This is a genomic window from Pantoea sp. alder81, from assembly GCF_020179835.1.
GTDB lineage: Bacteria > Pseudomonadota > Gammaproteobacteria > Enterobacterales > Enterobacteriaceae > Pantoea.
The window spans coordinates 440,795-462,143 of sequence record NZ_JAIUDA010000004.1 but is presented as its reverse complement, the minus strand read 5'-3'; the positions used below and the strand labels follow the sequence as shown (position 1 = coordinate 462,143).

16 protein-coding genes are annotated in these 21,349 nt (G+C 53.1%); 7 read left to right on the top strand and 9 right to left on the bottom strand.

Annotated features, from left to right (window positions below):
* Window positions 1-223 precede the first annotated feature (223 nt).
* The 5 genes from treZ (at window position 224) to LBW88_RS14360 (ending at window position 9,785) form a co-directional block, all read left to right on the top strand.
* Window positions 224-2,008, top strand: coding sequence for a malto-oligosyltrehalose trehalohydrolase (gene treZ, locus LBW88_RS14380; protein ID WP_224932947.1), 1,785 nt, complete (start codon window positions 224-226; stop codon window positions 2,006-2,008).
* A complete protein-coding gene (gene treY, locus LBW88_RS14375; protein ID WP_224932946.1) occupies window positions 2,005-4,500 on the top strand; it encodes a malto-oligosyltrehalose synthase in 2,496 nt (831 codons plus the stop codon). The genes treZ and treY overlap by 4 nt, the downstream gene beginning before the upstream one ends.
* A gap of 41 nt (window positions 4,501-4,541) precedes the next feature.
* Entirely contained in the window at window positions 4,542-6,617 is a 2,076-nt protein-coding gene (gene glgX, locus LBW88_RS14370; protein WP_224932945.1) for a glycogen debranching protein GlgX, read from the top strand.
* Between the two features lie 256 nt (window positions 6,618-6,873).
* Window positions 6,874-8,511: a methyl-accepting chemotaxis protein gene (locus tag LBW88_RS14365; protein WP_224932944.1), complete on the top strand. Its 1,638-nt coding sequence runs from the start codon at window positions 6,874-6,876 to the stop codon at window positions 8,509-8,511.
* Window positions 8,512-8,588: 77 nt separating this feature from the next.
* Window positions 8,589-9,785 carry an MFS transporter gene (locus LBW88_RS14360; protein WP_224932943.1) on the top strand — a complete coding sequence of 399 codons (1,197 nt, stop codon included), beginning with the start codon at window positions 8,589-8,591 and terminating at the stop codon, window positions 9,783-9,785.
* A 32-nt stretch (window positions 9,786-9,817) separates the two neighbouring features.
* On the opposite strand, the gene LBW88_RS14355 is transcribed toward LBW88_RS14360, so the two are convergent.
* Complete coding sequence (locus LBW88_RS14355) at window positions 9,818-11,593, bottom strand: chloride channel protein (RefSeq protein ID WP_224932942.1); 1,776 nt, start codon at window positions 11,591-11,593, stop codon at window positions 9,818-9,820.
* An 81-nt stretch (window positions 11,594-11,674) separates the two neighbouring features.
* Here LBW88_RS14355 and LBW88_RS14350 point away from each other — a divergent pair, with 81 nt between their 5' ends.
* Window positions 11,675-12,082 carry a MarR family winged helix-turn-helix transcriptional regulator gene (locus LBW88_RS14350; RefSeq protein ID WP_224932941.1) on the top strand — a complete coding sequence of 136 codons (408 nt, stop codon included), beginning with the start codon at window positions 11,675-11,677 and terminating at the stop codon, window positions 12,080-12,082.
* A gap of 3 nt (window positions 12,083-12,085) precedes the next feature.
* Here LBW88_RS14350 and LBW88_RS14345 read toward each other — a convergent pair whose 3' ends face one another.
* The 4 genes from LBW88_RS14345 to fliD all read right to left on the bottom strand — a co-directional run bounded on the left by LBW88_RS14345 (window position 12,086) and on the right by fliD (window position 14,941).
* On the bottom strand, window positions 12,086-12,421 hold the full coding sequence (locus LBW88_RS14345; RefSeq protein ID WP_224932940.1) for an SRPBCC family protein: 336 nt from the start codon (window positions 12,419-12,421) through the stop codon (window positions 12,086-12,088).
* Window positions 12,418-12,732: an ArsR/SmtB family transcription factor gene (locus tag LBW88_RS14340; RefSeq protein WP_224932939.1), complete on the bottom strand. Its 315-nt coding sequence runs from the start codon at window positions 12,730-12,732 to the stop codon at window positions 12,418-12,420. The genes LBW88_RS14345 and LBW88_RS14340 overlap by 4 nt, the downstream gene beginning before the upstream one ends.
* A gap of 25 nt (window positions 12,733-12,757) precedes the next feature.
* Complete coding sequence (locus LBW88_RS14335; RefSeq protein ID WP_224932938.1) at window positions 12,758-13,369, bottom strand: ATP-dependent Clp protease proteolytic subunit; 612 nt, start codon at window positions 13,367-13,369, stop codon at window positions 12,758-12,760.
* Window positions 13,370-13,528: 159 nt separating this feature from the next.
* Entirely contained in the window at window positions 13,529-14,941 is a 1,413-nt protein-coding gene (fliD, locus tag LBW88_RS14330; RefSeq protein ID WP_224932937.1) for a flagellar filament capping protein FliD, read from the bottom strand.
* Between the two features lie 340 nt (window positions 14,942-15,281).
* Between fliD and licT the strand changes: the two genes are divergently transcribed.
* On the top strand, window positions 15,282-16,145 hold the full coding sequence (gene licT / locus LBW88_RS14325; RefSeq protein WP_224932936.1) for a BglG family transcription antiterminator LicT: 864 nt from the start codon (window positions 15,282-15,284) through the stop codon (window positions 16,143-16,145).
* Window positions 16,146-16,175: 30 nt separating this feature from the next.
* Here licT and LBW88_RS14320 read toward each other — a convergent pair whose 3' ends face one another.
* The 4 genes from LBW88_RS14320 to LBW88_RS14305 all read right to left on the bottom strand — a co-directional run bounded on the left by LBW88_RS14320 (window position 16,176) and on the right by LBW88_RS14305 (window position 21,239).
* Window positions 16,176-17,570, bottom strand: a complete 1,395-nt coding sequence (locus LBW88_RS14320) for a glycoside hydrolase family 1 protein (protein ID WP_224932935.1) — start codon at window positions 17,568-17,570, stop codon at window positions 16,176-16,178.
* A 15-nt stretch (window positions 17,571-17,585) separates the two neighbouring features.
* On the bottom strand, window positions 17,586-19,454 hold the full coding sequence (gene bglF, locus LBW88_RS14315) for a PTS beta-glucoside transporter subunit IIABC (RefSeq protein WP_224932934.1): 1,869 nt from the start codon (window positions 19,452-19,454) through the stop codon (window positions 17,586-17,588).
* A 204-nt stretch (window positions 19,455-19,658) separates the two neighbouring features.
* Window positions 19,659-20,381 (bottom strand): YoaK family protein, encoded by a 723-nt coding sequence (locus LBW88_RS14310; RefSeq protein ID WP_224932933.1) that lies wholly within the window; start codon window positions 20,379-20,381, stop codon window positions 19,659-19,661.
* A gap of 147 nt (window positions 20,382-20,528) precedes the next feature.
* Complete coding sequence (locus tag LBW88_RS14305) at window positions 20,529-21,239, bottom strand: response regulator transcription factor (RefSeq protein WP_224932932.1); 711 nt, start codon at window positions 21,237-21,239, stop codon at window positions 20,529-20,531.
* Window positions 21,240-21,349 lie beyond the last annotated feature (110 nt).

Genomic DNA, 21,349 nt, shown 5'->3' with positions numbered 1-21,349 from the left:
GCCCTTCTCTTCTTTACTTCCCGCTGATTAGCGAAGCGCAAGGCGTCGATAATTTCCTAAACCCATCTGTTCGCGCCAGAAAAGACCAAAATATCGACTATGATCTGTTCTCAGTCTTTTCGTGTCGTCCCACTGTAAATCGTACTCAGCCTGCATCTTTAAACGGAACGTGTACCGCTTGATGTCGTCCATTGCCCTTGCGAGGGTTAAACGAGGCAATTGAATGGAATTCAGATCATTTGAGAAATCCTGGGGAGCTGAGATTCAGGCAGATGGCAGCGTGCTATTCCGCTTGTGGGCACCGGGTCAGCAACAGATTACCTTGCGTCTCGCCGATGGCGATCAACCTATGTCAGCCTCCGACGATGGCTGGTATCAACTGCAACTGGGCGGCATACAACCCGGAGCGACATACCATTTTGTCCTGGCGGATGGCACGGAAGTGCCTGACCCTGCCGCGCGCGCGCAGCAATCCGAGGTCAATGGCCCTTCAGTGGTGATCGATCCTCGTCATTATGCGTGGCAGCACACGGATTGGCGCGGGCACGCCTGGCAAGAAACGGTGGTGTACGAACTGCATATCGGTACTTTTACCTCCGAAGGCACTTTTCAGTCCGCCATTGCCAGATTGCCGCATTTGCAGGCACTCGGCATCACTATGATTGAGGTGCTTCCGGTCTCGCAGTTTGGGGGGAATCGCGGTTGGGGCTACGACGGCGTGCTGTTGTATGCACCTCATTCCGCTTACGGCTCGCCGGATGATTTCAAAGCCTTTGTTGATGCCGCACATGGACATGGCCTGTCGGTGGTGCTCGACATTGTGCTTAATCACTTTGGCCCGGAAGGAAATTATCTGCCGCTGCTGGCGCCCGAATTTTTCCATAAGGAACGCATGACGCCCTGGGGCGCGGGCATCGCTTATGATGTTGATGCCGCACGTCGTTACATTGTGGAAGCGCCACTTTACTGGGTGCAGGAGTATCATCTTGATGGCCTGCGCTTTGACGCCATCGATCAGATCGAAGATACCTCCAGCACACATGCGTTGATTGAGATCGCTGAACGCATCCGCCGTGAGATTACAGATCGCCCTATCCATCTCACCACTGAAGATTCGCGTAATGTCACTTTCCTGCACCCGCGTGACAAACAGGGCCATGCGCCGCTGTTTACCGGCGAATGGAATGACGATTTTCACAATGCCATTCATGTGTTTGCTACCGGTGAAACCCATGCCTACTACCAGGATTTCGCCGAGGTGCCTGAAAAGCTCATCGCGCGCATCCTGACTGAAGGCTTTGCTTATCAGGGAGAGATCTCGCCACAGAGCGGTCAACGGCGTGGCGTGCCCAGTGCAGCACAACCACCGGTTGCTTTTGTCGACTTCATTCAGAACCACGATCAGGTGGGCAACCGCGCGCAAGGCGATCGCTTGATTACGCTGGCAGGCGCCGACCGCACCAAAGTGCTGCTGGCCACGCTGTTACTGTCACCGCATATCCCGCTGATGTTTATGGGCGAGGAGTATGGCGAAACCAACCCGTTCCTGTTCTTCACCGATTTCCACGGCGATCTGGCTAACGCGGTACGTGAAGGACGCGCACGCGAGTTTACCGGCCATGCGGGCCATGACGACAGTGTGCCCGACCCCAATGCGGAAGAAACGTTTAACCGCTCGAAACTCGACTGGAGCAAGCTGGAAAGTGAAGAAGGTAAAGCCTGGCTGGCGTTCACCCAGCAATTGCTAGCATTGCGTCAGCGCCACATTGTGCCGCTGCTCGCCACGGCAGGCGGTCACAGTGGCAAAGTGCTGAAAACCGCCAAAGGTTTTATCGCGGTGAGCTGGCAGTTCCCGCAGGGTGAACTCTCGTTAGCGCTGAATATCAGTAAGCAGGCGCAGCCTCTGCCAACCATGCCAGGCAAAACGCTCTTTGCCTGGCCACAGGAGAACGATGTGTTGCCGCAACATGCCATTGTGGTGCGTCTGGCACAGGGAGAAAAAGCATGACGATTCCTTCAGCGACCTATCGTATTCAGTTCCGCAACGGCATGACCTTTGATCGCGCCATCAGTCTGCTGCCTTATTTGCAGCGGCTCGGTATCAGCCATCTCTATGCCTCGCCTATTTTCACTGCCACCACGGACTCTACGCACGGCTATGATGTCACCAATGCCAACGAGATCGACCCTGCGCTGGGCGGACGTGAAGGCTTCAACCGCCTGTCAGCAGCGTTACAGCAGGCCAATCTCGGTTTAATTCTGGATATCGTGCCAAACCATATGGCGGCTTCACTGGAAAATGTGTGGTGGCGTGATGTGATCGAGCATGGCGAGAGCAGTCAGTATGCGCGCTATTTCGATATCGACTGGTCGCGTCGCCTGACGTTACCGTTCCTCGGCGATGACTTTGAGCGCGTCCTGCAAAACGACGAATTGAGCATTAAGCCCCATCCAGAAACCGGGCATCCGGCGCTGGCTTACTACGACAGCTTTTATCCGCTGACGCCGGCCAGTTGGCAAGGGCGCGCCGATGAGGTGCTGGCCATCGACGATCGCGCAGCGATTGCTGAATTGCATCAACAGCAGCCCTGGCAGCTGATCAACTGGCGCGATGCGCGTAAAGACCTTTCCTACCGACGCTTCTTTGAAATCACCGGGCTGGTCGGCGTTCGCGTCGAGGATGAAGCGGTATTCAACGCATCGCACGCACTGATTCTGGAGCTGGTTCACAGCGGTGCAGTAAGTGGTTTGCGTGTCGATCACGTTGATGGCCTGGCCGATCCGCAGGGGTATCTTCAGCGTTTACGCAGAGCCGCAGGTGAGGATTGCTATATCACGGTGGAGAAGATTCTGGCGGAAGAGGAGCAAATTCCGTCTGAATGGCCGATTTCCGGCACCACCGGCTATGAGTTTATCGCCGCGCTTTCACATGCGCTGATCGACGATACCCAGATTGATGCGTTGCATCTGGCCTATGAAGCCGTTACCGAAGAACGGAATGATGTCAGTGCCGGACTGCGCGCCGCCCGTGAATTGATGGTTGATCGTAATTTTGCCGGTGAATTCTCACGCCTGCTGGCGATAGCGACTGACGTGGCGCATTCAGAGCAGCGCAATTTTGGCGAAGCAGAACTGCATGTCGCGCTGCGCGAGATGTTGATCGCCTTCCCGGTTTACCGCACTTATGGCCGATCGGCGGGTATGCCACTGGGCGGTGAGGCACTTCTCCAGCAAGTGCTGGAAATGGTGAAGTTCAGTGCCTCCCCACCTGCACTCAGTTTCCTGCAGGCCATTTTACTCGGCGCGCTATCGGAACAAAGTGAACAGGATGCCGCTGAATTCCGCACGCGCTTCCAGCAGCTCACCGGACCGTTGATGGCAAAATCCGTTGAAGACACGCTGTTCTTCCGTAATCACGCCATTCTGGCCATCAACGAAGTGGGCGCAGAGCCGCTGCCGCATCCTTTCTCTGTGGAACACTTCCACCAGCAGATGCAAACCCGGTTGCATCATCAACCCGACGCACTCTCGACGACGTCAACACACGATACCAAACGCGGGGAAGATGCCCGTGCCCGACTGTATACGTTGAGTGAAGCGCCCGCACTTTGGGCAGAGAATGTCACGCGCTGGCGGGAGCTGAATCAATCCAAAGTGCTCACCCTGAACGAAGGCCCGGCACCCGAACCGGCGGTAGAATGGATGCTGTATCAAGCGCTGGCAGGCGCGTGGCCCACCACGTTACAGCCAAACGACAGCGATGGATTGCGTGCCCTTGAAACGCGTTTTATACCCTTCGTGGAGAAAGCGCTGCGTGAAGCCAAGCTGCGCACTAACTGGGCTGAAGGCGATGAAGCTTACGAACAGGCGGTACTAGAATATGCACAACATCTGCTATCAGCCGAAAATCAGGCATTCCTGACCGACTTCTGCGCGGCCATCCAACCGTTCGTGGATGCCGGACTGATCAATAGCCTGACCCAGACCGTGATCAAACTTACCGCGCCAGGCGTACCGGATATTTATCAGGGCAGCGAAGCGCTGGATTTCAGCCTTGTCGATCCCGATAACCGCCGCGAGCCTGATTTCGCCACGCTGGATGCACAACTCGTTGATCGCAGCCGTCCTGATTTCACTCAGCCCTCTGACTGGCGCAGCGGTAAACTGAAACAGCAGGTGATTGCGACCTTATTACACCTGCGTCTGGATAAGCCGCAGCTATTCCGTTTGGGCGAGTATCAACCGTTGTACGCCACAGGCACGCATCCAGAGCATCTGATTGCCTATGCGCGACAGGACAGTGAAAACAGCCTTATCGTTGTAGCGCCTCGGTTGATGCTCGAAGGCACATCCTGGGCTGAAACATCCATACCCCTGCCTGAGTCGCTGGCCCATCGGCATTATCGCAATCTGTTGAGTGGTGAAACCTTAGCGCTTAACGAACAACTTTCATTAGATAACTTACCGCCTTACGCGCCACTGGTGCTGATTGCCAGTTAATAACAAGCCTGTATTTCTGTTCATGGGATGGAGAGGGATCAATGTCTAACGCAAAACCTTTAGAAATTATTGCGGGTTCGGGTCAAACGCTTGGCGCAAATTATGATGGCGAGGGGGTCAATTTTGCCCTGTTTTCAGCGTTTGCCGAGCGTGTGGAGTTATGTCTTTACGATGAGAGCGGCCAGCATGAAATCGCGCGTTTCGACTTGCCGGAATATACCCACGAAGTCTGGCATGGCTATATTCCCGGTCTGCAGCCCGGCGCGCTTTACGGCTATCGGGTGCATGGCCCGTTTGAACCGGAGAACGGCCATCGATTTAATGCAAACAAACTGCTGCTCGACCCTTATGCTCGTGAGCTACGCGGCGATATTCAGTGGAACGATGCGCATTTTGCCTACGACCTGCTGCATGAAGATAAAGATCTGACTTTTGATGAACGTGACAGCGCACCGTTTACGCCAAAATGCCGGGTGATCGATCCCAACGAATTTGACTGGCAGGACCGCAATCGCCCGGTTATCCCGTGGTCAAAAACCGTTATTTATGAGACGCATGTTAAAGGTTTCAGCCAGCTGAACCCGGCAGTGCCACCCGAAATGCGCGGCACTTATGATGGCATGAGCAATAAAGCCACCGTTGAGTACATCAAAAGTCTCGGTGTTACGTCGGTTGAGCTGCTGCCGGTGCACTGGTTCCCGGACGATCAACATCTGCTCGACAGAGGGCTGAAAAACTTCTGGGGCTATAACTCACTGGCGTTTTTTGCCCCGGCCTCGCGCTACTTTGGTCCGCGCGGCATTCAGGGCTTCCGTGACATGGTCCGCGCCTTCCACGACGCCGGTATCGAAGTGATCCTTGACGTGGTTTACAACCACACCGCTGAAGGTAATGAACTGGGGCCGACGCTGTCGTTTAAAGGCATCGATAACTTCTCCTATTACCGCACCTTGCCGGATCAGCATCGCTACTACATCAACGATACCGGTACCGGCAACACCGTGAACACCTCCCATCCACGCGTGTTGCAGATGGTGATGGATTCTCTGCGTTACTGGGCGGAATCGATGCATATCGACGGTTTTCGCTTCGATTTGGGCACTATTCTGGGGCGCGAACCGGAAGGTTTCGACCAGCGTGGCGGCTTCTTCGATGCTATGACGCAAGATCCGGTGCTGTCGAAATTAAAACTGATTGGCGAACCCTGGGATATTGGCCCCGGCGGCTATCAGGTCGGAGGCTTCCCGCCAGGCTGGGCCGAATGGAACGATAAATATCGCGACACGGTGCGTGAATACTGGAAAGGCGACAACGTCTCGACCGACTTTGCCGCACGCCTGCTCGGCTCCGGCGATCTCTACGATCAACGCGGCCGTCGTCCCTGGGCCAGCATCAACTTCCTCACCGCGCACGATGGCTTTACGCTTAACGATTTAGTGTCGTACAACGATAAACATAACGACGCTAACGGTGAAGATAACAACGACGGTCACAACGATAACCGCTCCTATAATTACGGCGCGGAAGGCCCGACCGATGACGAGGGCATCAACGCGGTGCGCGAACGGCAAAAACGCAACTTCCTTGCCACGTTACTGTTCTCACACGGCACGCCGATGCTGCTGGCGGGCGACGAATTTGGCCGCAGCCAGATGGGCAACAACAACGGATATTGTCAGGACAGTGAAATCTCCTGGCTGCATTGGGAAAACTTGCCGGAGTCCGCGGATGCATTACGTGAATTCACTCGTCATTTGCTGGCGTTGAGGGCGAAACAGCCGTTGCTGCGCCGTGAAAACTGGCGCGACGGTATGGATATAAAGTGGTTTAACGCCGGTGGCGGCTTCCAGCAAGAAGACCAATGGGATGATGGCAGCACGCTCGGCGTCTATATTGGCCGCCCCGATCTGCAAACCGAAGAAGGCATCTGGCACGATGTGTTGATGCTGTTTAATCCGTTTGAAGGCAACGTACCCTTCCGCATCCCACAATTCGGCGAAGGCGGCTGGGTGCTGGAACTCACCACCTCCGATACCGCTAATAAAGGATTGGTGATTACCAAAGAGAAGGATTTCGAACTGGAAGGCCGCAGCATGGCACTGTTTAGAAGGCCTTAATATGACGACCCGTGCCGCTGTGACGAACTCTCAGCGGCACGATAGTTGCGTTATTAAGAATCACTAATTTTCACTGGTACTGGGCATTAGTGCCTTTCAAGTTAAAGATGTTGCGCCTTCACCGCGAATTTTCCGATCTCCATCACTCCTCGCTAAAAAATAATTAACTAAATCTCACATTCTGCCGATGGTTATTAATCTGCCCTATTCCCTGATTTTCCTGAACCAGGGGTGCTTTTAGATTAAGGATAATTAGATGAACATCTCCCAGCGTCTCTTGCTGACCCTTTCCATGTTGTTTGGCGCCATCATCCTGCAGGCGATTCTTGCGCTCTCGCTGCTGTCAGGATTTCAGGACCGTTTTGAATTTGTGCAAACCAACGCCATTCCTTCGATTAAAGACATCGGCAAACTGATTGACGAAAGTAACCAGCTGGCCATCACGCTGTACAAACACCAAAGCCAGCTGCATGACAGCAACATGCCCGCCGTAGAAAAACAAATCGATGAGCAAATCAATGGACTGAAAGCGCTGACCGATTACTACATGGCGAACGATATTTCGAATGCGGAAGACAAACGCCTAACCAATGTTGCTTTTGATAACATTCAGCGCGTTGCTTCGCAGTTGCCTGCATTTCTCACAGCGTCTCGTGCTCACCAGAATGAAGTGAGTCTGGACTTGCTGGAGGGAAATAGTGGTGTGGGTGCCGCCATTCGTCAGATGATCGCTGATTTTCAAACTCAGCTGGCACTCAACATCAGTGCGGGTGACGCTTTACGCGCCACCAATCGCAGCACTTTCCATTTTGTCTTCTGGACGACCGTTGCGGGTGTAGCAGCAACAGTGGTGATCTTCGGACTGTTTTCGCTGTTCACCGTGATGCGCATTCGCCGCAGTTTGGGCGCCGTAGGCAAAGTGATGCTGACTGCCAGTGAAAACCTCGACATGACATTGAGCGCAGACGAGAGCCGCCGCGATGAAATCGGCAATATGGCACACTCATTCAATCTTCTGATGCAGCGCGTCTCTGAAGCCCTCTCTTCAGTGCGTAAGGCATCTCAATCCGTGAGCAGCGCTTCGGTGCAGATCTCAGCCGGCAACGAAGACCTCTCTTCACGTACCGAACAGCAAGCGGCATCGCTGGAGCAAACGGCTGCCAGCATGACGCAACTCAGTGAAACCGTGCGCCAGACGGCGGACAACACGCGGCAGGCGAGTCAGCTGGCAGCCAATGCCAGCGCGCTGTCAGAGAAAAATGGAACATCACTCACCACCATGCTATCGACCATGGACGAGATTCGTGGCAGCTCGCGTAAAGTGACCGAGATTGTCTCGATCATTGAAGGCATTGCCTTCCAGACCAACATACTGGCCTTGAATGCGGCGGTTGAAGCGGCGCGTGCTGGTGAACACGGTAAAGGATTTGCGGTGGTTGCGGGTGAAGTGCGCAGCCTGTCTCAGCGCTCAAGCAACGCGGCGCGCGAGATCAAAGTGCTGATAGAGGAATCTCATCGTCTAACCGAATCAGGTGCCACGCAAGCCAGTGATGTGGGCCGCAATATGGACGTGATGAATGAGGCCATTCACCAGGTGAGTCAGTTGGTAGGCGAAATCGCTGCGGCGGCCGTAGAACAAAGTCAGGGCATCGTGCAGGTACAGCAGGCAGTTAATCAAATGGATGATGTCACCCAACAGAACGCCGCCTTAGTGGAACAGGCCGCGGCCGCTTCGCAATCACTGCAAGAGCAGGCGGGTAACCTGAATCAGCTGGTTGGGAAATTCCACGTCAGCGATGTCATTGACGTTCCACAGCCCATCGTTCGCACGCCATCGCGCCCCAAACCACAGCGTTTAGCGGTAGTTAATGACGCCGACTGGCAGAGTTTTTAACGACTGTTTCTCCCCGCGTCGCGCACGCGGGGAACCTTTCTGTTACCCTTTCCGATAACTTATGGATGGGGATTAATATGGATTTACAGCAACAGCTGCGTGGTAAATGGGCGATTTACGGCCTGATGTTTTTGCCGGGTTTCACCTGGGCTTCATGGGTGAGTCGTACGCCCTACATGCGCGATATTCTGCATGCTTCCACTGAAATGATGGGCATGATCCTGTTCGGCTTTTCCTGCGGCTCAATGTTATGCGTGCTATTGGCAGGAAAACTCATTACCCACTTCGGCACCAGCCGTGTCATGCGTTACGGTTTTATCCTCCTGTTAGCCGGTATCGCCCTGATGTTGAACGCCTTACTGCTGCATAACGCTTACGGCGTGTTTGCCAGCCTGGTGTTGCTGGGCGGCGGCACCGCGCTGATTGATGTCGTGATAAATGTCGAAGGTGCGGCCTTTGAGCGTCTGATTGGCAAATCGATCATGACCACCATTCATGGTTTTTTCAGCTTTGGCACGCTGATCGGCGCGTTATCAGGGCTTGCCATGACAGCAGCGGATTTCAGCATCACCTGGCATTTCGCCCTCGTGGTGCTGGTAAACGTGCTTATTATCTCCGCAGCCTTGCGACATTTACCCTCCACCAGCGACAACGAACGACATGAACAGGCGCACAGCGGGGGCTTCCTCGCTCAGGTCGGACGCGAGCTGCGCGATCGCCAGCTGCTAATACTGGGTGTGGTGATTCTGGCCATGGCGCTGGCTGAAGGTTCCGCCAATGACTGGCTACCGCTTTTGATGATCGATGGTCATAACCTTAATCACATGCAGAGTACGCTGGTATACGCTGGTTTCACGGCAGGCATGACTGTGGGGCGTTTCCTTGGCGGATATGTGGTGGATCGCCTTGGCCGTGTGCTGGTGTTACGCGCCAGCGCGTTCTCAGCAGCTTTGGGTCTGGCGATGGTGATTTTCTCCAACAATCAATGGCTGGCGGCAGCGGCAGTGTTGTTCTGGGGAATTGGCGCATCGCTGGGCTTCCCGCTGACCGTTTCGGCCGCGGGCGATGGCAAAAACAGCGCGATTCGCGTAACCATCGCGGCAACCCTCGGCTATCTGGCATTTCTGGTGGGACCGCCAGGCCTGGGCTTCATCGGTGAACATGCCGGACTGCGTATGGCGATGCTGCCGGTGCTAGTGATGGTGCTGCTGGCGCTGTTCTGCGCGGGTGCAGCAGGACCTCGAAAATTTAAGAAAGCTGACCAATCAGTGTAAATATGGCGGCCTGCGGGCCGCCATAAAGGTTTCTAAGCTGATTTGCGCGAACCAAAATATCGCACTTTGAAACTCTCCGCCTGTTGTGCCAGATAACGCACGCGGAAAATATCATGACGTGTAATCACCCCTTTTACCCGACCAGATTCTGCATCGGTGACCACCACCATCCCTACCTCCTCGCTGTACAGATAGTCGGCAATGTGGCTGCACAAAGTATCAGGATCAGCGCTCATTTGCGGTTGTTCACCCATCAACGCCTGCAAAGTCGTATCGGCAGCATGCTGCAGGCGTTGCCAGTGAACCATCTCTTTGCGTGAAACCACCGCGATAAAGCGCCCTTGCGCATCCACAACCGGATAGTGGTGATGCGCACGCACATCGCTCATGATGGCGATCACTTGCTCCAGAGGTGTCGTGTCCAGCAAAGTTGCTGGTACTAAGGACATAATTTGTCGCGCTTTGGTTGTTTCCAGGGTATCGGTGGCATATTCCTGCACAATGTGGTGTCCACGGCGTGCAAGACGTTCTGTAAAAATCGAGCGAGGCATCATTAATACGCTGACGGCATACGAAGCTACCGCAGCACCCAATGCCACCGGCAATAAGTCAAAATGGTCTGTCACTTCCACAGCAAACAGGGTACCGGTCAAGGGTGCACGCATGGCACCACTGAGAATCCCCGCCATACCTGCCATCACTAGCATGCCACCGTAACCGGGCAACAGATGGGCCACCATCGCACCCACCGCGCCACCAATAATCAGCAACGGCGCGACTACGCCACCAGAAGTCCCTGAACCCAGCGAGATCAGCCAGACGATGCTTTTTACCAGTAGCAGCGAAATAATGATGTTGATTGCCAGCGAGCCATCTAACAAACTCTGGATACTGACATAACCGGCACCTAAAACGCGTGGCTGAAGAATGCCACCAATCCCCACGAACACTGAACCCAGTGCAGGCCACCACATCCAGTGGACAGGCAACTGATGGAACCACTCTTCCAGCCGGTACAGGCTTTTCGACAGCGCAACGGCGATAACCCCAGTCAGCGCACCTATACCGACCGCCACGATGAGTTGCATCGGTTGCAGATGCGTCACCCACTGGAAAGGGAAAATGGCGCCAGTGCCAATCAGCGCATTGCGCCAACACCAGGAGACCAGCACTGCACTGACCACCGGAATAAAACTGCGTGGCTTCCACTCAAACAACAACACCTCCAGCGCCAGTAATACTGCTGCGATAGGAGCATTGAAAATGGCGGTCATGCCCGCAGCCGCGCCCGCCACCAGCAGGGTTTTACGTTCCGCCGCACTGAGATGAAATAACTGAGCAAATAAAGAGCCGATAGCGCCGCCAGTCATGATTATCGGCCCTTCTGCACCAAATGGACCACCGCTACCAATCGACACCGCAGAGGAGAGAGGTTTAAGCACCGCCACCTTCGGTGACATTCGACTTTCACCATAAAGAATGGCTTCAATGGCTTCGGGAATACCGTGGCCGCGAATTTTCTCTGACCCGAATCGCGCCATCACACCAATGATCAGGCTGCCAATCACAGGAGCAGCCACAATGTGGAGCGCATTAGCATTACCCGGCATGATGTGCTCAGCAAACGAGAACTGGTGATACCAAAAGAGGTTGGTCATCAAGGCGATGAGATGCAGTAAAACGATGGCACCAAACGCGCCGCCGGTTCCTATCAGAATGCCCATGAGCGCGAGTATAATGACGCGCCTCGTCACTGTGTGGTCAGAAAGTTTGGGTCGATGTGGGGCATCGGACAGCGTGTCCCGCATAATGTTGCTCCTGGTAACATAATTGAGATGCGCAATTTACATCGCATTACGATATAAATTCAACATTGAAAGGTTTTCAACATGTCACAACCCAAAATGAACGACGCCGATTATGCGTTACTGGCAGATTTCCGTGCGACCTTGCGGACTTTTATGGCATTTAGCGAAACTCAGGCACGCAGTGTGGGCTTGACGCCGCAACAGCATCAGGCGCTGCTGACGATTCGCGGGACCGCATTGGGTAATGCCACGGTGGGCTATGTGGCTGAAAGATTGATGTTGAAACCGCACAGCGCTTCAGGATTACTAAGTCGTTTAGAAGAGGCAGGATTCGTCTTGCGGGAGTCAGATCCAACGGATCAGCGAAAGACCTTTATGCGATTAACAGTGGAAGCGGAGCAACTAATGGAGTCGCTCTCGCTCGCTCACCTGGAGGAATTGAGCAATCTAAAACCCATGTTGATTTCGATGATTAATCAATTTTGTTAGGCGTTATGACGCCAGCATCAGCGGAATCCCATCATCGTTAGCGGCTGGTAAGTGCAGTTCATTCAGGCGATGTACGATAGTTAACAGGGTGCCGCCCACCTCATCAGGTCTGATTAAAAACATCACGTCACTTTCCAGATAGGGTGGCGCGTCATCACGTAACCGATAATGGATCGATTTTCCAGGATCGCTGGCAACAGGTTCAGCCACCGCTAATACGCCGTTGGGTAGCCAGGCTTCCCGGTACTCCGCAATACTGATAGCGCGCCACACTTTCTCAGGCGGCGCATCCAGTTGATATTCTTGTACCAGTTCGTTGGATTTCCCGGGGTCACTCATTGATCCATCTCCTTCAGCAAACTGTTTAGGGCATCAATGCGCGTCGGCCAGAAAGCACGGTATTTGGCCAACCAATTAACCAAAAAAGTCATGCCCACCGGGTCAACTTCATAGTTAACAAAACGCCCTTGCCGCTCTTCACGCACCAATCCCGCACCGCGCAACACAGCAAGATGCTGAGACATCGCCGATTGGCTTATCTCCATCCCATCTCGCAGTGATGTTGCGTTCATGCGCCCCACCGACAACTTTTCAAATATGGCACGGCGGGTCGGATCCGCCAGTGCTTTGAATATCGCATTTTCAATCATGTCGATAACATTAGCACTGGCTTATTTAAGCGGCAAGATAATGCGCGACGATGTCCTGCTCAGTGATGATCACTTTCGACACCAGACCGTATTCCACTGCTTGTTCCGCACTCAACCAGAAGTCACGCTGAGTATCTTGCTCAATCCTCGCAATCGCCTGTCCGGTGGCATCCGCGAAGATGTGGTTAAGACGATTTTTCATGCGCACGATTTCATTGCTGTAAATCTGCATATTGCTGGCGGGGCCTTGCATACCACCGGAAGGCTGATGCAGCAGGAAACGGGTGTTGGGCAACGCATAGCGATTTTCTTTTTTTGCGGCGGCATAAATCAACGCACCAGCACTGGCCACACAACCAGAACCAATCATGATCACTTCGGGTGCAATATAACGGATGGCATCAAAAATCATATCGCCCGACTCAGCATGGCCGCCGGGTGAGTTGATAAATATTGTGATGGGATTAGCATTGATGGCGGCGAGAATGTGCAGGTGCTGCACCACCTCTTTAGCCATTTTTTCATCCACGGTGCCGGTGATGAAAATCTTGCGGGCGTTGATCAGGTGTTCCATCAATGATGGGTTAAGTGGTTCAGCAGAAGGCGGTTGAGAAGTTTCGGTATCGTGGTAGCGCATGGGATAACTCCGCAAAAAGGATAGAGACCCAAACACATTAGCAGTTACTTATCTATTGAGCGAGCGCTTGCCACCATGATTTGAAAATAGGTTTGCAAAACATGCGTCAACTTCAGGGCACAGACCAAGTGCCCTGAGTTTCATAATTTGGCGGGAGAATTATTTCTTGCTGCTATTGGTGCTCTCGAACTGCTGAGTGAGATAAGTACTGGTGTTGTTCAACACACTGACCATCTTATCCAGATTGGTGAACTGCGTTTTGTAGCGCGCAATTTTGTCATCAATACGTTTACTGGTGGTGTTGTATTGTTCGGTCAGCTGGTTTAATTTCTTACTGATGCTGTCAGTGGCACCCTGCAAAATGCCTTTACTGCTCAGATAGGCGGTAAACGTCGTGTCGAGCACAGTGGTCACACCGGTTTTCTTGCCATCACCGGAAAACATGTCGCGAATCGCATCCGGTTTAACCTGTAACGCGGTGGTGAGCTTATCGGCGTCTAGCTTCAGCTTGCCATCGGTCGGATCGGTGGTGATGCCCGCCTGGCTCAAGGTTTTATATACCGTAGACCCTGAGGAGTTCGCCAGAATGCTCTTCAGCTGCGTCTGAATGTTACGCAGCGTGCCATCTCCTAGCAGCGCGCCATTTTTACTGTCTTGATCTTTACCCGCATCCACCGCCGTGTATTTGGTCAGATTGCCGATGGTGTCTTGCAATGAGTTGTAAGAATTCACCCAATCGGTGATGGCGTTTTTCGCCTTGCTGGTGTCAGTACTCACCGACAATGTCTGATTACCGGAGGTTTTATCATTCAGCTTCAGCGTAATGCCTTCCACCGCATCGGAAATGGTATTGCTGCTGCTTTCAATCGGTACATTATTGACGGTTAAGCTGGCATTCTGCGCTTCCACGCTTTGCGTCATGCCGCTGTTAGCGGTGTCAGCCGCATCAAAACCAATAAAGCCATGCAACGTATCATCACCGGTCACGCTTAGTGACTTGACCGCGTGATCAGTACCTGTGGCTGATGACGTTAATGACAAACGAAATTCGGTGCTGGATACCTTAATCAGGCTAGCGCTTATACCTACATTGGATTTGTTGATGGTGTCACGTAGCGCCGACAACGAGGTCTGATCTTTGGTCAGCGTGATGCTTTTCTCTTTGCCGTCCGCTGTAACAAATTTCAAGATGCGCGAATCGCTGCCATCACCCATCGCTGCTTTGACATCCGCCTTTGGCAAGCTGGTCAGCGTTTGCGATTGCGCAAGATGATCCACGCTGATGGTGTATTTCCCCGCCAGCGCGCTGCCATTGGTATCCGCGCTAAACGCACTCGAACTGGAAGTCGTACTGGTCGCCGTATAAAGACTCGCATCCTTTAATTTGGTGTTAGCCGTCTGAAAAGCCTGAATCGCGGTTTTAAGTGTGCCATAAGCAGAAAGCTTCGCCGTGGCGGCAGACTGCTGCTTGGAAATCGGCGTCAGTGACTGTTTTTCAGCGGCGGTCAGCTTATCCAAAATGGTACTTAAACCCAGTCCTGAACCCACACCTAAAGTTGAAATCCCGGCCATGTACGTAACTCCTGTTATTTTGACGTTACGGTACTATCGGCGACTTAACGCAAACCTTTAAGAAAACCTGATCATTTCTTTACTATATCCTTACGAATAACCTTACGATTTGCACAACATCAGTGCAGACGCGGCTTCAGGGGCCATTGCCCTATTATTCTCCCATCGCTTCGCACCGTAATAAAACATGACGTGTCTCACATTTAACTGTCAGTATGCTTGTCGGAATCGCAGAGCGGCTTATGATCTCGCCAGATTGTTACTGCGCGCAAACGCAGGCAAAACCTGACACGCCGCCCTCCCGGTGGGTCAGGTTTTTTCTTTTTCAGGGCTGATAAAAATGAAAATCGCGAAGATCCTTAATAACAACGTCGTGGTCATACTGGGCGAGAACGGCAAAGAGCAGGTGGTGATGGGACGCGGGCTGGCTTTTCAGAAGCGCGTGGGTGATGCGCTGGATGCGCAGCAGATTGAGAAAGTCTTCGCGCTGCAGAGTGACACCCTGACAGGAAGGCTGAGCGAGTTGCTTTCTGATATCCCGCTGGAAGTCATCACCACCAGCGAGCTAATCATCGCCAACGCGCGTCAACAGCTAGGTCAGCCGCTGCATGAGAGCCTTTCGATTGCGTTGTGCGATCACTGCCATTTCGCCATTGAGCGTCATCAACAAGGCATTCCTATTCGCAATGTGCTGAAGTGGGAGATCAAAACGCTTTATCCCAAAGAGTTCGCGATTGGCATGGAAGCACTGGCACTGATCAACAAACGCCTTGGTGTGGCGTTGCCTGACGATGAAGCAGGCTTTATCGCCCTGCATTTGGTCAACGCGCAGCTGGGCAGCGATTTTGCCGATGTCTCTCATGTAACGCAGTTTATGCAGGAGATTTTGCACATCGTGAAGTATCGGTTGCAGCTGGATTACCGCACCGACAGCCTGAGCTATAACCGCTTCGTCAACCATCTGAAATTCTTTGCCCAGCGCATGCTGGGGAAACGTGGCGTGTGCAGCGAAGATGAGTCATTGCATGATGTGGTGCGCGACAAATATCCGATTGCTTATCAATGCGCGGTGAAAATCGACGGCCACATCCAGCAAAAGTATCTCTATGCTCTCTCAGCGGAAGAACGCATGTTTCTTACCATCCATATAGAGCGAGTGCGCAAAGAGACGTTAGCGTTGCAGGAAGATGCTGACGAGGCGTGAAAACGGGCGCCAGCGCGCCCGTTAGCGGGATTACTTCAATGCCGCGCCCTGGCTGCGGATCACATCCTGATACCAGAAGAAGCTCTTTTTACGCGAGCGCTCCAGCGTGCCGTTGCCCGCATCATCGCGATCAACATGGATAAAGCCGTAACGCTTAGAGAACTCGGCTTTAGAGGCGCTGACCAGATCAATCGGTCCCCAGCAGGTGTAGCCCATCACTTCCACACCATCTTCAATCGCTTCCCGTACCTGCACTAAGTGATCATTCAGATACTGGATGCGGTAATCGTCATTGATGCTGCCATCGGCCTCAACCACATCTTTGGCACCCAGGCCATTTTCCACAATAAATAGCGGCTTCTGATAACGGTCGTACAAGATGTTAAGCAGAATACGCAGACCTTCCGGATCAATCTGCCATCCCCACTCTGAGCTGGCGAGATGCGGATTCGGCACCATCGACAAGATATTGCCCTGCGCTTTTTGGTTCTCTTCTTCATTGGTGGTGACGCAACCGGTCATGTAATAACTGAAGGAGATGTAATCCACGGTGTTGCGCAGGTCGCGTTTATCCTCATCCGTGATGGTGACCGTGATTCCGCGGTCGGCAAAGAAGCGTTTCATATAAGCCGGATAAGCACCGCGCACCTGCACATCACCAAAGAATAACCACTCGCGATTCTGCTGCAGCGTTTCCAGCACATCGGCTGGACGGCAGCTGAGCGGATAGAGCAGCGCACCCAGTAGCATATTGCCGATCTTACCGTCCTTCACAATCTCATGGCAGGCTTGTACGGCGCGGCCGCTCGCCACCAGTTGGTGATGAATCGCCTGATAGATCGCCTGTTGATCGCTCTCTTCCGGTAATCCGACGCCGGTAAAGGGCGCGTGCAATGACATATTGATTTCATTGAACGTCAGCCACAGCTTCACTTTGTGCTGGAAGCGAGTGAAGACCGCGCGCGCATAGCGCTCGAAGCAATCAATAGTGATGCGATTGCCCCAGCCGCCGTATTTATGGATCAAGCCGTAAGGCATTTCGTAATGTGACAACGTCACAAGTGGCGTGATGTTGTATTTCGCCATCTCATCAAATAAACGATCGTAAAAGGCCAGCCCCTCTTCGTTTGGCTGAGCTTCATCGCCCTGCGGGAAGATACGTGTCCAGGCAATCGAAGTGCGCAGTACGGTAAAGCCCATCTCCGCGAACAGCTTGATGTCTTCCGGGAAGCGATGATAGAAATCAATCGCCGTGTCTTTGATACCAAAATCATCACCAGCGCGTTCAACGCGGGCGCCGAAAATACCTTTGGGTTGCAGATCCGAGGTCGATAGCCCTTTACCGCCCTCCTGCCAGGCACCTTCTACCTGATTGGCAGCCACGGCGCCACCCCATAAAAATGCATCCGGGAAACGTGAAGTCATTTACTTGCTCCTTGGTTATTTCAGCACGGCCAGCAGCGGCGAGCCTTCACTCACTGCGCTGTTGTTCAGGGTTAACACATCAATAAAATCATCACTGTTACTCACCAGCACCGGCGTGGTGAGGTCGAATCCAGCGTTTTTAATCGCCTCAATATCAAACTCCAATAGCACATCGCCCACTTTCACTGGCTGATCGTTTTGCACCTGAGGATGGAAATACTGCCCATCGAGTTTGACGGTATCGAGTCCAACATGAATCAGCACTTCCGCGCCTTGATCTGACGTCAGACCAATCGCATGTCCGGTGCGAAACATGGATGACACCACGCCATTGACCGGCGATACCACACGGCCCACTTGCGGCAGGATGGCCGCGCCCTTGCCGAGTAAACCGCTGGCGAAGGTTTCATCTTTGACTTTCTCCAGCGGCAACACGTCACCCGCAATCGGGCTAACCACGCTTTCGCGGCGCGTTAATGCCGCAGGCGCAGGAACGGCGACGGGTTCAGAAACAGTGGGTTGTGGAGCAGACTCCCGTAAACCAAACACATAAGTCATGACGCAGGCGAAAACTAGCGCGACCGCCGCACCGGCAAAAGAGGCCACCACGCTGGCATCAATACCCGTACTGGGCACGACCTGAATAAACGTGAAAATGCTGGGGAAGCCAAAGGAGTAAATGGTGGTGTGCCAGAAGCCCAGAATGGCGGCACCTAACGCGCCACCGATGCAGCCGAAAATGAACGGACGACGACGTGGCAGCGTGACGCCATACACTGCTGGTTCAGTGATGCCAAAAATGCTGGCGCTGAACGCCGACCCAGCCATCGCTTTGAGTTTGACATCTCGTGTTCGCAGGAAGATCCCTAACGTTGCGCCCGCCTGTCCTAAAACTGCTGGCATCAACAGTGGCAGTAAGGTGTCGTGACCGAAGTTGGCTAAATTATTGAGCATGATCGGCACCAGGCCCCAGTGCAGACCAAATATCACACAGATTTGCCAGATGGCGCCCATCACCGCTCCCGCAACCATTGGGCTGAGGCTGTAAATCCAAAGATACCCTTCAGCCAGCAAGCGGCTGAGCCAGGTGGCTGCGGGTCCAATCGCCAGGAAGGTCAGCGGAACGGTGATTAATAAGCACACCAGCGGCGTGGTGAAATTGCGCACCGCGCCGGGTGAACGCGGATGCACCCAGCGCTCAATCAGGCTTGATACCCATGCAGCAAAGATAATCGGAATCACCGAGGAGCTATAATTAAGGATTTCCAGCGGGATACCGACAAAGGTCAGTGGCTTCCCTGCCTGCTGCTGTTGCATCGCTTCAAGTATCAACGGATGCACCAGCGCCGCAGCAATCGCCATGCTGACGAAAGGGTTACCGCCAAATTTCTTCCCGGCGCTGTAGCCGAGCAGGATCGGTAGGAAGTAAAACAGTCCATCACTGGCAACAAACAGTACTTTGTAGCTGCCGCTGCTCGCATCCATGACGCCGAGCACCAGTGCCAAAGCCAGCAGGCCTTTAATGATGCCGGTGGCGATCATCACACCAATAAACGGCGTAAAAATACCGGAAACCAAATCGATAAAACGGGCAAACAGGTTTTGCGGCGCGCTGTCCTCCACGTTATCGGCCTGATCGAGTGCATATCGTGCCGTTAAGGCACGGTAGACCTCTGCCACCTGGTTGCCAATGACCACCTGATACTGTCCACCGCTCTCCACTACCATGATCACGCCAGGATTATTTTTCAACTCGGCGGTATGCGCTTTTTGACTCTCTTTTAACTTGAAACGCAGGCGCGTTGCGCAGTGCATCACGCTGATGATGTTCTCTTTTCCACCTACGCCGGCCACGATCTCATCTGCCAGTTCCTGATATTGCATCTACCCTTCTCCTGCAAAACGCCCCGAATTTCGCGCAAAAAAAAACCTGAGGCGCGCCCTCTGCTATCGAGAAAGGGCGCGCCTCAGGTTTTGCCTGCCGAACAGTAACAATCCTTAACGCAGGCTATCTTGCGGAGCATTGCCGAAAAGTGGCAAGCAGTTTTCTAAAATCGCTTTGAGAAGTGTGAAGTAGGTCAATATTGTTCAGGAGTGCATTACCTGTCCGGCACGTTGCAATGTCGATAGCGCCAGCAAGCTGAGCATTACGCCAATCAGGATCAACAGTTTATAGCTCAACGCATTAAGCAGCAGAATGCCCAATACTCCGCCGAGCAGGAAAGCCATCACCGTGAAGAAATGCAGTTTTAAACGTTCAAGATAGAGCGGCGCATCTTTCGGGGATTCTTTTCGGCGCAAAACATCAAACAGCATGGCCAGCTCAATGCCGATATCAGTGGCGGTGCCGGAGACATGGGTGGTGCGCACGCGAGCGTTGGAAATGCGCGTTACCACCGCGTTCTGGAGCCCCATAAGAAAACTCAAGCTGAGAACCAGCAACACGCCTGATTGGCTAAAGCTGAACCAACTCTCAATGACGCCCAACGCCAGTAATGCCACGCCTTCAAGCAGGATATTGATGGCATAAATCCCGCGAATCTGTCGTCTGCGGCCGGAGTTGATAATCAGTGTCGAGACGGAAGAACCTGCAATAAAGAGCAGCACGATCAGAAGGAAAAACAATCCGACATGCAGATTCGCTTTCGCCAGATGGTCGGAAAGGGATGAGACGTTGCCCGTCATATTGGCGGAGAAAAAGCCGACGGTTTCAAATGCAGCGGTGTTGAGCGCACCCGCCACGGCAGCCAGCGTGCAGGCGAGACGAATGTCGGTATTAAAGGTGCGCGTGTTTTCCGAAGTGATCAGCATGGCAATTCCCGGCCCTGGCAAAGTGGAATATCTTCCTCCTGCGGGCTGGAATACTCAAGTATCAGGCAAAGGCAGCAATGGCATTTTACAGCGGCTTGTCACCGCCGCTAAAGCATTGTCCATACACCACAGATCAAGTCTTCTCTATTAGCGGAAAAGATCAGCGTGATATTTAAACAGCTCAAGATCGCTGTTGATACCGAGCTTTTTCAATCCAGCTTGCTTGTGACCACTGATGGTTTTTCGACTTCGCTTAAATTTATCGGCAATCTCGTGATTGCGCATGCCGTCGAGTACGCAGCGCATCACTTCGGCTTCACGTGGTGAGAGTAAGGTTTCAAGCCGGGAACGTTCAGGTAGGTTGGATGGATTAGATGATGCAGAAGGTGGCACCCAATCAACCACGGTACGCCTACGTGAGGGCATTTTGGCCAGCTCAAACTCAATATTGGTTGGAATGAAACACTGCCCGCGCCCGGTCACGCGAATAGCGTACAGCAAGGTGGGCGCCGGTTCGCGCTTGGAGAGATAACCTTTAATTCCCCGCATAAACGCAGCACGGATGACCGCCAAATTTTCCATGGAAGAGTAAAGTAAAATGCCCAAATCAGGATGGCGTGAAAGGATCTGTTTGATGAGTGAGAGCCCATCTAATTCCTCGCTGCCCAGAATATAATCCAGCACCAGTACATCGATAGGTTCCTGTTGCAGGTAGGCCAACAAATCACGGCTGTGGCAAAAACTGCCTGAGATCTGCAGATCCGGTTGTTTAGCGATGGCAATTTCCATCGCCAGTAGCATCATCGGATGATCATCCAATAACGCCACCGTCACTTTATTTCCTTTTACGCTATTCACCTAAGCCTCCCTGAGTTACCACTGGCTTATATTTGCCACGGAGATCATCTGGCTTAAATCCCTGATGAGCCAGTCTTGTAAGATGAGTTTAACGTCATACATTGCCAATT